Origin of the sequence: Streptomyces sp. NPDC048349, from assembly GCF_040651925.1 — a bacterium.
In the GTDB taxonomy this organism is placed as follows: domain Bacteria; phylum Actinomycetota; class Actinomycetes; order Streptomycetales; family Streptomycetaceae; genus Streptomyces.
This window is the reverse complement of the sequence record NZ_JBEZLA010000072.1, coordinates 1-13,196: the sequence shown is the minus strand read 5'-3', so window position 1 is coordinate 13,196 and position 13,196 is coordinate 1. Positions and strand designations below refer to the sequence as shown.

General features: G+C 72.4%; 10 protein-coding genes. 8 read left to right on the top strand and 2 right to left on the bottom strand.

All coding sequences use genetic code 11. From position 1 onward, the window contains the following. Nucleotides 1–102: 102 nt before the first annotated feature. The 4 genes from AB0D44_RS29515 (at nt 103) to AB0D44_RS29500 (ending at nt 4,849) form a co-directional block, all read left to right on the top strand. Nucleotides 103–1,374: a sensor histidine kinase gene (locus AB0D44_RS29515; RefSeq protein ID WP_362596466.1), complete on the top strand. Its 1,272-nt coding sequence runs from the start codon at nt 103–105 to the stop codon at nt 1,372–1,374. After that, a complete protein-coding gene (locus tag AB0D44_RS29510) occupies nt 1,374–2,003 on the top strand; it encodes a response regulator transcription factor (RefSeq protein ID WP_362596464.1) in 630 nt (209 codons plus the stop codon). Before AB0D44_RS29515 ends, AB0D44_RS29510 begins: the two co-directional genes overlap by 1 nt. A gap of 237 nt (nt 2,004–2,240) precedes the next feature. Continuing rightward, on the top strand, nt 2,241–3,083 hold the full coding sequence (locus AB0D44_RS29505; protein ID WP_362596508.1) for a SigB/SigF/SigG family RNA polymerase sigma factor: 843 nt from the start codon (nt 2,241–2,243) through the stop codon (nt 3,081–3,083). A 44-nt stretch (nt 3,084–3,127) separates the two neighbouring features. Continuing rightward, nucleotides 3,128–4,849, top strand: a complete 1,722-nt coding sequence (locus AB0D44_RS29500; RefSeq protein ID WP_362596462.1) for a PP2C family protein-serine/threonine phosphatase — start codon at nt 3,128–3,130, stop codon at nt 4,847–4,849. 59 nt (nt 4,850–4,908) lie between these two features. On the opposite strand, the gene AB0D44_RS29495 is transcribed toward AB0D44_RS29500, so the two are convergent. Continuing rightward, nucleotides 4,909–6,399: a PLP-dependent aminotransferase family protein gene (locus AB0D44_RS29495; RefSeq protein ID WP_362596460.1), complete on the bottom strand. Its 1,491-nt coding sequence runs from the start codon at nt 6,397–6,399 to the stop codon at nt 4,909–4,911. Between the two features lie 356 nt (nt 6,400–6,755). Here AB0D44_RS29495 and AB0D44_RS29490 point away from each other — a divergent pair, with 356 nt between their 5' ends. The 4 genes from AB0D44_RS29490 to AB0D44_RS29475 all read left to right on the top strand — a co-directional run bounded on the left by AB0D44_RS29490 (nt 6,756) and on the right by AB0D44_RS29475 (nt 11,476). After that, nucleotides 6,756–7,343: a nucleotidyltransferase family protein gene (locus AB0D44_RS29490; protein WP_362596458.1), complete on the top strand. Its 588-nt coding sequence runs from the start codon at nt 6,756–6,758 to the stop codon at nt 7,341–7,343. Between the two features lie 270 nt (nt 7,344–7,613). Further along, on the top strand, nt 7,614–9,233 hold the full coding sequence (gene aceB / locus AB0D44_RS29485) for a malate synthase A (protein ID WP_362596456.1): 1,620 nt from the start codon (nt 7,614–7,616) through the stop codon (nt 9,231–9,233). A 399-nt stretch (nt 9,234–9,632) separates the two neighbouring features. Continuing rightward, nucleotides 9,633–10,823, top strand: a complete 1,191-nt coding sequence (locus tag AB0D44_RS29480) for a GDSL-type esterase/lipase family protein (RefSeq protein ID WP_362596455.1) — start codon at nt 9,633–9,635, stop codon at nt 10,821–10,823. Between the two features lie 65 nt (nt 10,824–10,888). Beyond that, nucleotides 10,889–11,476, top strand: a complete 588-nt coding sequence (locus AB0D44_RS29475; protein WP_362596453.1) for a 3'-5' exoribonuclease — start codon at nt 10,889–10,891, stop codon at nt 11,474–11,476. Between the two features lie 65 nt (nt 11,477–11,541). Here AB0D44_RS29475 and AB0D44_RS29470 read toward each other — a convergent pair whose 3' ends face one another. Continuing rightward, entirely contained in the window at nt 11,542–12,915 is a 1,374-nt protein-coding gene (locus AB0D44_RS29470; RefSeq protein ID WP_362596451.1) for a nucleobase:cation symporter-2 family protein, read from the bottom strand. Nucleotides 12,916–13,196: the final 281 nt, after the last annotated feature.

The following is a 13,196-nucleotide window of genomic DNA, read 5'->3' as shown; positions in this document are numbered from 1 at the left end:
GGCATCGCGCCGCGGTAGGGATCCTCGTATCGAAGGGCGCACGGCTACATCAACCTTTCGATTGACGGGGGGTGGCCGGGCCCGATTTACGCTGGTCCGGCGATGACTGCTCCCGTACTCCCCGCTCCCGCCCCCTCCCGCCCGCTCACCCCCGTGTCCAAGGTGCTGCGGCTGTGCCTGCACGCCCTGCTGCTGGGGCTGCTCGCGCTGGCCGCCGGGCGGGCGATCGCCGACTCCGCGCCCCGGGCCGGCTGGGTGGTCGCCGCCTGCGCGGTGCTGGCCGCCGTGTACGCGGGGGGCGTGCGGGCCCCGGCAGTGCACCGCTCGCCGCGCGCCGGGGCGGTGTGGCTGGCCTCGGTCGGCGCGGCCTGGGTGGCCCTGCTGGCGCTCTCCCCCGACGGGCTGTGGATCGCCTTCCCGCTGTACTTCCTGGAGCTGCACCTGCTGCGGCTGCGCTGGGGACTCGCGGCCGTCGCGCTGACCGCCTGCGCGGCCATCGGCGGATTCCTCGCGCACAGCAGCGCGGTGACCCCAGGAGCCTTCCTCGGTCCGCTGCTGGGCGGGGCCGTGGCGGTGGCGACCGTACTGGGCTACCAGGCGCTGTACCGCGAGAGCGAGCGCCGCCGCGAGCTGATCGAGGAGCTCATCACCACCCGAGCGGAACTGGCCGCCGCCGAGCGGAGCGCCGGGATCCTCGCCGAGCGGGAGCGGCTCGCCCGGGAGATCCACGACACGCTGGCGCAGGGGCTGTCCTCCATCCAGCTTCTGCTGCGGGCCGCCGAGCGGACCCTCTCCGAGGCTCCGACGGGCGCCGGGGAGCTCGCGGGCCCGGCCACCGAGCCGGCGGCAGAGGCCGCCGCCGGGCAGGCCGCCGCGCTGGCGCACATCGCGCAGGCGCGCGAAGCCGCCCAGGACAACCTGGCCGAGGCCCGCCGGTTCGTCCGCGCCCTGACCCCGCCGGACCTGGAGCACGGCTCCCTCGCGGCGGCCCTGGGGCGGCTGTGCGCCGGGGCGCCCTGGCCGCGGGTGCGGTTCTCGCTGAGCGGCACTCCCCGGGTGCTGCCGACCCCGTACGAGGTGGCCCTGCTGCGGATCGCACAGTCGGCGCTGGCCAACGTGGTGCGCCACGCGCGGGCGAAGCGCGCCGAGATCACCCTGACCTTCATGGACGCCTCGGTGACGCTGGACATCGTGGACGACGGGCAGGGCTTCGACCCCTCCTCGGCCGCCGCGGCCCGCGGGGACGGGGGCTTCGGCCTGCCCGCGATGCGCTCGCGCGCCGAGACCCTGGGCGGGCTGTTCACCGTGGAGTCCGACCCCGGCCAGGGCACCGCCGTGGCCGTCACCCTGCCGCTGCCCCTGGAGGCGTCCTGATGACCATCCGGCTGCTGCTCGCCGACGACCACCCGGTGGTCCGGGCCGGACTGCGCGCGGTACTGGACACCGAGCCGGACTTCACGGTGGTGGCCGAGGCCGCGACCGCCGAGCGGGCGGTCGAGCTGGCCGCGGCCGAGCCGGTGGACGTGGTCCTGATGGACCTCCAGTTCGGACCCGGGATGCACGGTTCGCGGGCGACGGCCCTGATCACGGCCCGGCAGGACGCGCCCAGGGTGCTGGTGCTGACCACCTACGACACGGACGCGGACATCCTGGCGGCGGTGGAGGCCGGCGCCTCGGGCTACCTGCTGAAGGACGCCCCGCCCGAGGAGCTGGCGGCGGCGGTACGCACGGCCGCGGCGGGCCAGTCGGCGCTGGCCCCGGCGGTGGCGCTGCGGCTGATGGACCGGATGCGGACCCCGGCGGAGGCGCTGACGAAGCGGGAGCTTGAGGTGCTCCAGCTGGTCGCGGACGGCCTGTCGAACCAGCAGATCTCCAAGCGGCTCTTCCTCAGCCAGGCCACGGTCAAGTCCCACCTGGTGCACGTCTACGCGAAGCTCGGCGTGGACTCGCGCACCTCCGCGGTGGCGGCGGCGGCCACCCGCCGTCTGATCCGCACCCCGTAGCGGCCGCGGCGGGAGGCACGGGGACGGGACGGGGACGGGGACGGGACGAAGGTCCCGCGCCGGCGGGCCGGACGGCCCCTTTGTCCCCCTGGAAGGCGTGGAGGCGGGGCGGGCGGGCAGGCGCACCTCGCGCAGCCCTGCACCGACGGACGGAAGGACGGGATCGTGCCCGGTTCCACCACCCCCCTCGACCTCACCACCAGCCACCGGCCCGCGGCGGACGCGGCGGGGTACGCAGTGCCGGCCCGTGCCGGGGTACCCCGGATCGCCCGGGCCCACCGGCTGGCGCCCGAGGACGCCCGGGAGCTGACCGGGCTGTTCTTCACCCGTCTGCGGAGCCTGCCCGAGGGAACCCCTGAGTACCGGTACGTCCGCAACACGCTGATCGAGATGAACACCGCTCTCGTCCGGTTCGCCGCACGCGGTTTCCGCAAGGGGAACGCCGGCGGCGCCGGAGCGGAGCTGGAGGACATCGTCCAGGCCGGCACGATCGGACTGATCAAGGCGATCGACCGCTTCGACCCCGAGCGGGGTGTGCACTTCTCCACCCTCGCCCTCCCGTACATCACCGGGGAGATCAAGCGGTACTTCCGGGACACGACGTGGGCCGTACGCGTCCCGCGCAGGCTCAAGGAACTCAGCGCCGTCCTCACCCGGGCCGGCGAGGACCTCTCGGCAACGCTGGGACGCGCCCCCACGGTCCGCGAGATCGCCCGCCACCTCGACCTGGACGAGGAAGAGGTCGTCGAGGGGCTCGTCGCGGCCAACGGCTACTCCACCGAGCCCCTCGACGCGCCGGCCGGAGGCGAGGAGCACGACGCGCCGAGGCGCGCCTCGCGCACCCCTGCGGACGCCGTCGGGGAGAGCGACCCCGCCCTCGAGCTCTTCGAGGACCTGCACTCCCTCGGCCCGCTGCTGCACGAGCTGAGCGAGCGGGACCGGGAGATCCTGTACCTGAGGTTCGGACGGGAGATGACCCAGTCCGACATCGGCTCCGAGCTCGGCATCAGCCAGATGCAGGTCTCGCGCCTCCTCACCCGCATCCTCGTCAGACTGCGCACGGGCATGCTCGCCGCGTAACGGCGGCGGCACGTCCGTGCCAGCTACCCGGCCGGTGATGATCTATGAGCCCCTTGATCCCCCAGGACCCCGACACGCTCAAGCAGCACCTCGCCCGCGAGGTGCGGGCCCTGCGCGAGGCCGCCCGCCACGGGGCGGGGGTACGGCTCGACGAACGCCCCGCACCGGCCGGAGCGCCGTCGGCGGACGAGGCCGGGGAGCTCTGCTCGTGCGGCGCCGCAGGGCCCGGACACGGCTGCGGTGACGACGAGGGGCACGACCCGTGGGCGTGCGTCTGCGCGACGCTGCCCGCCATCCCGCTGTCGGCCGCGCTGTTCACGCCCCTGCGCGACGAGACCGGGCAGACGGTCGACTTCACGATCCAGGCGGGCAACCACGTCCGCGCGGCCGAGTGGCTGGAGGCTCCGGACCGCCAGATCGGCAGACGGCTGCTCGAGGTGCAGCCGGGGGCCGCGGTCGGCGGGCTGGTCGGAGCCCTGGACTCCGTCCTGGCCACCGGCCGCGCCCTCAAGTCGTACGCCCTGGACTACACGGAACAGCGCAGCGACGGTCTGCACCGCACGAAACTGCTGTACGACGCCTCGTCCTGCGGCGGCAAGGTCCTGGCGACGTGGCGGGCCGCCCACAACCGCATGGAGCTGCTCTCGCTCGACGCGCAGTACATCGCGTCCATGGGATGGGGCACCTGGGACCTGCTCTCCGGTGAGGTCGCCTGGTCGGAAGGGCTGTCGTCGATCTTCCGCACCGACCCGTCCCGGCCCCTGGCGCTCGCCGAGCTGTGCGACCTGGTCCTGCTGGACGACGTACCGCGCTTCGGGAAGTTCATCCTGGCGCTGGTCGACGGAGAGGAGCCGTCGGGGACCGAGATCCGCTTCAGCGTGCTCGGGGAGGTGCGCACCCTGCACCTCGTGGGGCATCCCGTCATCGCGATCGACGGGCTTCCCTGGTCGGTGCACGTCATCGCGCGCGATCTGACGGCGCAGGTGCGCAGCCGCCAGCGGCTGGCCGCGACGCGCAGGCAGTCCGACCGGCTGCGGGAGGAGGCGGCCGCCGAGCGGCGGGTCGCCGCCGTGCTGCGGGAGGCGCTGCTGCCCACGCACTCCGCCGCACTCGCCCAGGCGGGCGTGTCGGTGGCGGCCGCGTACCTGCCGGCGGAAACGGACGCGGCGGTGGGCGGCGACTGGTACAAGTGCCGCCTGCTGCCGGACGGCCGGATCCTGCTCGCCATCGGCGACGCCTGCGGCCACGGGCTGAGCGCGGTCGCCCGGATGGCGCAGCAGCGGCACGCCCTCGCGGGACTCGCCCACGCGCCGGGGACGGACGCGGGCCAGCTGACCACCTGGCTCAACGAACTGCTGTGCGCGGACCCGGCCGCCGAGACGGCGACCGGGATCATCGGGCACATCGACCGGGAGCGGCGCTTCCGCTGGGCCTGTGCCGGCCATCCGGCGCCGTTGCTGCTGCGTGACGGGACGGCCACGGTGCTGGACACCGGGCACCGGGGACCCCTCTTCGGGCTCCTGCCCGGCCACGAGTACGGGACGGCGACCGTGGAGCTCCTCCCCGGCGACCTCCTGCTGCTCTACACGGACGGCATGGTCGAGCGCCGGGGCGAGGACATCGGCGACAGCATCGACATCCTGCGCAAGGTGCTGATGGGCTGCGGCGGGCTGACCGCCCAGGACACCCTCGACCGGATCATGGACGCGTACACGCCCGAGGACCACGAGGACGACACCTGCCTGGTGGCCCTGGGCGTCGGCTGACGCCCAGGGCCGTGGAGCCGTCCTGACGCCCCGGCCGTGGAGCCGTCCGGCCCGGGGCGCTACGCCACCCAGTGGGGCCGTTCCACCGCCGGGGAGAGGGGAACCCCGTCGTGGAAGGCCTGTGCGAGGAGCCGGACGCCCTCGTCGAGGCGGTCGGCGGGCAGGGTGTAAGGGATCCGGAGCCGGTGCTCGAAGGTGCCGGGGTCGACTCCGAAGCGGGCGCCGCGGCCGATGTGCACCCCGGCCGCCGCGGCCCGTTCGGTCAGGGCGGAGCCGACGGGTTCGCCGAGGTCGACCCAGAGGGAGAGCCCGCCCGGCGGGAGCTGCCAGGTCCATTCCGGGGTGTGCCGCTGGAGGGACTGGACCAGGGCCGCGCGCTGGATCCGCAGCTGCGCCAGGCGTGCGGGCAGTGACCGGTCCAGGCCCTCCATCAGCGGGAGCGCGACCAGCTGGTCGAGCACCGAACCGGTCATGTCGGCCGAGACCCGGAGGGAGGTCAGCTCGGTGATCATCTTCGCGGTGGCCCGGATCCAGCCCACCCGCAGGCCGCCCCAGTGGGTCTTGCTGAGCGAGCCGATGGTGATCACGTGTTCGGCGCCGCCGCGCGGGGCGAGCGAGGCCAGCGGCGGGGGCGCGGGGACGTCCAGCGCGATGTCGGCGATGGTCTCGTCGACCACCAGCCAGGCTCCGGTGGCCCGGGTGGCCGCGAGCAGCCGCAGCCGCTGCTCCGCAGGCATCAGCGCGCCGGTCGGGTTGTGGAAGTCGGGGATCGCGTACGCCAGCCGGGGCACGGTCTGGCGCAGTGTGGATTCGGCGATCTCCATGTCCCAGCCCGCGTCGGAGACGGCTATGGACGCGGTGCGCAGCCGGGCGTGGCGCAGGGCGTCGAGGGCGTTGGCGTAGGTCGGGTTCTCGGTGACGACCCGGTCCCCGGGCCGGCAGAGCAGGCTGACGACCAGCGCGAAGGCCTGCTGGGCGCCGGCCGTGACGAGGATCTGCTCGGGGCGGGTGGGCAGCCCGCGCCGGGTGAACCGCTCGGCGACGGCCGTGCGCAGGCCGGGCAGGCCGAAGGGGTGGTAGCCGGGGCCGCGGGCGAGCCGGGGCAGCCGCGGGGCGGCCCAGGCGAAGGCCTCGGACAGGAGGCCTTCGGGGGCGCCCATGGCGGCGATGGCGAGGTCGATCCCGGGGTCTCCGTCGGGCCGGCCGCCGGTGCCTCCGCCGAGGATGACGGGCGATCCGACCGGCAGGTGGCCGTCGGGGAGTTCGGTCCAGGTGCCGGAGCCGCGGCGGCTGCGGACGTAGCCGCTCTCGCGCAGCAGGTCGTAGGCGCCGGTGACGGTGGCCCGGCTGGCGCCCACCGCCTCCGCGAGCTCGCGTTCGGCGGGCAGCCGTACGTGCAGGGCCACACGCCCGTCGAGGATCAGCGTGCGCACGGCGTCGGCGAGCGCCCGGTACCCGGGGCGGGCCAGGACCTCCGCGGGGAGCAGGGCCGCGAGCTGGCGGCTGCCGATGGTTCTGTCCGCTGTCTGGACCACTCGCCCGTTTGCCATGCCAACCTCCCCTGATTGGCTCTGACGGCCAGGCCAATCGGGGACCAGACTCGCCGTATTGGCCCCCGATTGGCAAGGAGACGCGTGATGCTGACCGACCGCGACGAACGAGCCCTGCTGACTGCCGCCGAGAACCGGATCTGCGAGCCGCTGCGGATCGGGGCCGCGCTGGCCGCCGTACGACGCTCCCTGATGCTGCGGCGGCGTACCCCGGATGCCCTGCGGGAGCGAGAATCGGTGGCATGTCAGCCGATTCACACGCCGATTCACACACCCGTTCCCACTCCGGCTCCCCGGACGGTCCCCGCTCCGGTTCCCCCTCCTGCGCACCTTCCGCTTCCCACACCGGTCCACCGGTGATCGCCGGCCTGCTCCTGGCGGCGGGCGGCGGCCGCCGCCTGGGCGGCAGGCCCAAGGCGCTGCTCCCGTACCGCGGCCGCCCGCTGGTCGAGAACGCGGTGCGGGTGCTGCGCGAGGCGGGCTGCGGTCCCGTGCACGTGGTGCTCGGCGCCTCGGCGGCCGAGGTCCGCGAGCGCGCGGACCTGGACGGGTGCGTGGTCGTGGACAACCCCGACTGGGCGCAGGGCATGGGCTCCTCGCTGCGGGTCGGCCTCACGTCGCTGGCCGGTACGGGCGCCGGCGCGGCGCTGGTCTCACTGGTGGACCAGCCGGGCATCGGTCCGGCGGCCGTGGCCCGGGTACGGGAGGCCTACCGCTCGCCCACCAGCCTGGTGGCGGCGGCCTATGGCGGGGAGCGCGGGCACCCGGTGCTGTTCGGCTCGGACCGGTGGGCGGACATCGCGCGGACGGCAACGGATGACAAAGGTGCGCGTGTCCACCTGACACAGCACGCGGCGGAGCTCACTCTGGTGGAGTGCGCGGATGTGGCGGAACCCTTCGACATCGACGTGCCGGCCGATCTGGCGCGGCTCGAGCGCGGCTGAAGCGCGTTCGGGCAGCGCAGGGTGTGACCGCTGTGGCACTGAGAGCCATGTCGCGAGCAAAATCTGTCGACCCGGAGAATCTCGACATCAACAAACCATTGAACTTCCACCATGAGGAAATTACTATCCACTGGTCAGAAGCGCCCTGAACCCATAGACGGCGCCCGCGACCGTAATTTGGAACTCTCCACACTCGACGGCACTCCGTGCCGTCCGCGCGCGAGCATTCCCCGCGGCCGCCAGGCACCGCCGCTGCAAGGAGTGACAGATATGTCCGCACCAGCGCCGTCATCGCTGGCCATCGTCGATGCCGAACCCCTGCCCCGACAGGACGAAGTCCTCACAGAAGCGGCGCTGGCCTTCGTGGCCGAGCTCCACCGGCGGTTCGCCCCGCGCCGGGCCGAGCTCCTCGCCCGGCGTGGCGAGCGGCGCGCCGAGATCGCCCGCACCTCCACGCTCGACTTCCTCCCGGAGACCGCACAGATCCGCGAGGGGGACTGGAAGGTCGCGCCGGCCCCGGCCGCACTGAACGACCGCCGCGTGGAGATCACCGGTCCGACCGACCGCAAGATGACCATCAACGCCCTGAACTCGGGCGCCAAGGTCTGGCTCGCCGACTTCGAGGACGCCTCCGCCCCCACATGGGAGAACGTCGTCCTCGGCCAGCTCAACCTGATCGACGCGTACGAGCGGCGCATCGACTTCACCGACGCCCGCACCGGCAAGGCGTACGCGCTCAAGCCCGCCGAGGAGCTCGCCACCGTCGTGATGCGGCCGCGCGGCTGGCACCTCGAGGAGCGCCACCTCCAGTTCGACGGCGGCCCGGCCTCCGGTTCGCTCGTCGACTTCGGGCTGTACTTCTTCCACAACGCGAAGCGCCTGATCGACCTCGGCAAGGGCCCGTACTTCTACCTCCCGAAGACGGAGTCGCACCTGGAGGCGCGCCTCTGGAACGAGATCTTCGTCTTCGCCCAGGACTACGTCGGCATCCCGCAGGGCACCGTCCGCGCGACGGTCCTGATCGAGACGATCACCGCCGCGTACGAGATGGAGGAGATCCTCTACGAGCTGCGCGACCACGCCGCCGGCCTGAACGCGGGCCGTTGGGACTACCTCTTCTCCATCGTGAAGAACTTCCGTGACGGCGGCGAGAAGTTCGTCCTGCCGGACCGCAACGCGGTGACGATGACCGCCCCCTTCATGCGGGCGTACACCGAACTCCTGGTCCGCACCTGCCACAAGCGCGGCGCGCACGCCATCGGCGGCATGGCGGCCTTCATCCCGTCCCGCAAGGACGCCGAGGCGAACAAGATCGCCTTCGAGAAGGTCAAGGCCGACAAGGACCGCGAGGCCGGCGACGGCTTCGACGGCTCCTGGGTCGCCCACCCGGACCTGGTCCCGATCGCGATGGCCTCCTTCGACGCCGTGCTCGGCGACAGGCCCAACCAGAAGGAGCGCCTGCGCGAGGACGTCTCGGTCGCCCCGGGCGAGCTCATCGCGATCGACTCGCTGGACGCGAAGCCCACGTACGAGGGCCTGCGCAACGCCGTCCAGGTCGGCATCCGCTACATCGAGGCCTGGCTCCGCGGCCACGGCGCCGTCGGCATCTTCGGCCTGATGGAGGACGCGGCCACCGCCGAGATCTCGCGCTCGCAGATCTGGCAGTGGATCAACGCCGGGGTCGTCTTCGAGAACGGCCGGACCGCCACGGCCGAGCTGACCCGCGCCATCGCGGCGGAGGAACTCGCCGCCCTGCGCGCCGAGCTCGGCGAGGAGGCCTTTGCGGCCGGGAAGTGGCAGCAGGCCCACGACCTCCTCCTCCAGGTTTCCCTGGACGCGGACTACGCGGACTTCCTCACCCTCCCCGCGTACGACCAGCTGGTCGGCTGAAGGTCTGCATTCGACTGAAACGCACAGCAGTCGAACACAGCGCACCGCGCCCCCGTCGCCTTCCCGGCGCCGGGGGCGCGGTCGTGTGCGGGGCGGACGCGAAGGGTCGTCCCGGGGGCGGGCGGGTCGCTCGCGGGGCGGGGGCGGGGTCGATCGCCGGGCAGGACGGGGTCGATCGCCGGTCAGGGCAGGGTCGTTCGCAGGGCGGGGCGGAGGTCGTTCGCGGGGCACGAGCCGAACGACCGATCGGTTGTTACTTGTTCGTAACTTGCCTGTACCTAGCGGTAACAAGTGGGTGCGTGTCACCTTTCCGGTGCCACCGGCCGGCGGTCCCCCACTTACCCAGCCATGCGCGGAGTCGTTCCCGGCTCCCGCATGGCCGAGCGCAGGAGTTCCGCAGTGATCGGATTCCGCACCGCCAGCAAGGACCGGGCCGGCAGTCGTGTGCGACGACTGGCCGGGGCCGGAATGGTTCTGCCGCTCGCCGTCGGCGCGCTGATGGCCTCGGGCGCCGGGACCTCCGCCGCCAGTCCCGGCAGCGGGCCCACCGCCGTGGTCTCCATGGGCGACAGCTACATCTCCGGCGAGGCCGGGCGCTGGAAGGGCAACAGCCTGACCAACACCGGGAGCCGCAACGGCACCGACCGGGGCTGGGTCAGCGGCAGCACCTACGACCCCGGCAAGGTCTACGGGACCACCGCGGGCGGCTGCCACCGCTCCGACTCCGCCGAGGTGCGCAGCGCCGGAGCGATCGCCGACGTGGCGGTGAACCTGGCCTGCTCCGGGGCCACGTCGCAGAACGTGTTCCGCGCCTCCAACGGCGGGGTGGCCTTCAAGGGCGAGGCGCCGCAGGCCGATCAGCTCGCCGCGGTGGCCGCGAGCCACGACGTGAAGGTCATCGCCCTGTCCATCGGCGGCAACGACCTGGGCTTCGCCGAGATCATCAAGGACTGCGCCTACGACTTCATCATCTGGAACTCGTACTGCTACGACAACCAGCAGTACGGCGTGGACCAGAAGATCGACGCGGTGATGGGCGCGGTCGGCAAGTCCGTGGACGAGATCCGAGCCGTGATGCGCGGGGCCGGGTACGCCGACTCCTCCTACCGGATCGTGTTGCAGTCCTACCCCTCGCCGATCCCGCGCGGGGCGGAGAACCGGTACACGCAGAGCGACTGGAGCCGCCTCAACACCGGCGGATGCCCCTTCTGGAACCGGGACTCGGACTGGGCCCGGGACTCGCTGGTCCCGCAGATCGCCAACCGCCTCAAGGGGGTTGCCGCCGCCAAGGGCGTCCAGTTCCTGGACCTGCGCGACATGCTCCAGGGGCGTGAGGTGTGCGCCAGGGCGAGCAAGCAGGTGACCTCGACGGTCCCGGCTTCCGCGGCGACCAGCGAGTGGGCGCGCTGGATCGACAACAACGAGTCGCAGGGCTTGATCCAGGAGTCCATGCACCCCAACTACTTCGGCCAGCTGGCCGCGGGGCGCTGCCTGGCCCTGGTCGTGGCGCAGCCCGCCACGTCCGGATTCGGCTGCAAGAACACGGCCGGGGCCGACCAGAGCGGGATGTACCTGACGCCCGCCCCCTAGACGGCCTGGTTCGCGCCCGGAAAACCGGATGGTGCACGGCGGTACGGGCTGGCATGCTGCCGCGCATGGCAGCCCGTACCGCACGACCCGGTCTCTACATCTCCGTCGACATCGAAGCCGACGGACCCATCCCCGGCCCGTACTCGATGATCAGCTTCGGGGCCGCCGTCGCCGGGCGGCAGGACGGCGGGTCGTATACGGCTGCCGACCCCGAAGAGCTCACCTTCTACCGGGAGTTGCGTCCGATCTCCGAGGACTTCGTACCCGAGGCCCTGGCCGTGAGCGGGCTCGACCGGGACCGGCTGGTGCGGGAGGGCGCCGATCCGGACACGGCGATGGCGGAGTTCCGCACGTGGGTGCGGGAGGTCTCGGCCGGCGCGCAGCCCGTGATGTGCGGCTACCCGGCCTCCTTCGACTGGACCTTCCTGTACTGGTACCTGATGCGCTTCGGCGGCGACAGCCCGTTCGGCCACTCCGGCTGCCTGGACATGAAGACCCTCTACGCGACGAAGGCGCGCGTACCGCTGCGGGCCGCCGTCAAGGGGCGGATGCCGCGCGAGCTGCTGTCGCGGCGGCGCCACACGCACCACGCGCTGGACGACGCGGTCGAGCAGGCCGAGCTGATGAGCAACCTGATGCTCTGGCAGCCCTGACCCATGCGTACGGCGGTGTGCACGCCACACCCGCAGTGGGTGGCGTGCACACCGCCGTACGCGGTTCAGTGCACGGGGACGGGCTCCGGGGCGGTCGCCCCGCGCCAGGCACCGAGGTGGTTGAAGGCGAGGTTGAGCAGGATCGCCACCACGCAGCCGGTGCTGATGCCCGAGTCCAGGACGACGAGCAGGTCCTTCGGGAAGGCGTGGTAGAAGTCCGGCGCGGCGATCGGGATCAGGCCGATGCCCACCGAGGCGGCGACGATCAGGGCGTTCTCGCCCTTCTCCATGGCCGCCCCGGCCAGGGTCTGGATGCCGCTGGCCGCGACCGAACCGAAGAGCACGATGCCGGCGCCGCCGAGGACCGGCAGCGGGACCACGCCGATGACGGAGGCGGCCATCGGGCACAGCCCGAGGAGGATCAGGATGCCGCCGCCGGCGGCGACCACGAACCGGCTGCGCACCTTGGTCATCGCCACCAGCCCGATGTTCTGGGCGAAGGCGCTGCACATGAAGCCGTTGAACAGCGGGCTGATCGCGCTGCCGAGGGTGTCGGCGCGCAGACCGCCCTCGATGGTCTTCGCGTCCGCGGGGCGGCCGACGATCTTGCCCAGCGCCAGGATGTCGGCGGTGGACTCGGTCATGCAGACGAGCATGACGATGCACATCGAGATGATCGCGGCGACCTGGAACTGCGGCGCGCCGAAGTGGAAGGGGGTCGGGAAGCCGACCACCGAGGCGTTCTTGACGGCGTCGAAACTGGTCATGCCGAGGGGCAGGGCGATGAGCGTGCCCGCGACCAGGCCGAGCAGGATGGAGATCTGCTGGAGGAAGCCGCGCAGGAATTTGCGCATCAACAGGACGATCACCAGGGTGACGGCGGCCATGCCGATGTTCTGCATCGAGCCGTAGTCGGCGGCGGTGCTGTTCCCGCCCTGCGACCAGTTGAAGGCCACGGGCAGGAGCGAGACGCCGATCAGGGTGATGACCGTACCCGTGACGACCGGCGGGAAGAACCGCACGAGTTTGCCGAAGTAGGGGGCGGCGAAGAAGCCGAGGATTCCGGCGACGATGATCGCGCCGAAGATGACGGGGACGGCGCCCTCGCCCTCGCCCTTGCCGATGGCGATCATCGGGGTCACACCGGCGAAGGACACGCCGTTGACGAAGGGGAGTTTGGCGCCGATCTTCCAGAACCCGAGGGTCTGGAGGAGGGTGGCGAGTCCCGCGGTGAACAGCGAGGCGCCCATCAGGAAGGCGGTCTCGGTGGCGGAGAGCCCGACGGCCGGGCCGACGATCATGGGCGGGGCGACGACACCCGCGTACATGGCGGCCACGTGCTGGAGACCGCTCGTGAACATTTTCAGCGGAGGCAGGGTCTCGTCGACCGGGTGCTTCTCCTCCGGTACTGCGACTGCGTCTTTGCGAAACCTGGGCATTGCGGCCACGGCTTCCTCCGGTCGGGTAACACGTCGGCAGGGACGTGGGTGTCTTGGAGGTGGTGCGAAAGCGTTGCGAGTCGAGCCTGTGTTCAGTTGTGGGTGGTGCGCATTCTTTGTCCCAAGGGGTGCAGAAACGATTCGCCCAAAACCGTCCCGCGTACTGCGGCTGCGTGGTGGTGCCGCGTCAGGGAGCCGGTGGCACGCGTCACCGCCCCCGGGGCGCGCCCTTGGACATGCCCAGGGCGCCACCCGGGAGCGGCTGCCGCGGACCCCGCTCG

What these genes read in the sequence shown, in the direction of transcription:
- aceB (WP_362596456.1), top strand. Translation starts at nt 7,614, where the DNA reads ATGTCCGCACCAGCGCCGTCATCGCTGGCCATCGTCGATGCCGAACCC.
- AB0D44_RS29510 (WP_362596464.1), top strand. Translation starts at nt 1,374, where the DNA reads ATGACCATCCGGCTGCTGCTCGCCGACGACCACCCGGTGGTCCGGGCC.
- AB0D44_RS29500 (WP_362596462.1), top strand. Translation starts at nt 3,128, where the DNA reads ATGAGCCCCTTGATCCCCCAGGACCCCGACACGCTCAAGCAGCACCTC.
- AB0D44_RS29470 (WP_362596451.1), bottom strand. Translation starts at nt 12,915, where the DNA reads ATGCCCAGGTTTCGCAAAGACGCAGTCGCAGTACCGGAGGAGAAGCAC.
- AB0D44_RS29475 (WP_362596453.1), top strand. Translation starts at nt 10,889, where the DNA reads ATGGCAGCCCGTACCGCACGACCCGGTCTCTACATCTCCGTCGACATC.
- AB0D44_RS29495 (WP_362596460.1), bottom strand. Translation starts at nt 6,399, where the DNA reads ATGGCAAACGGGCGAGTGGTCCAGACAGCGGACAGAACCATCGGCAGC.
- AB0D44_RS29515 (WP_362596466.1), top strand. Translation starts at nt 103, where the DNA reads ATGACTGCTCCCGTACTCCCCGCTCCCGCCCCCTCCCGCCCGCTCACC.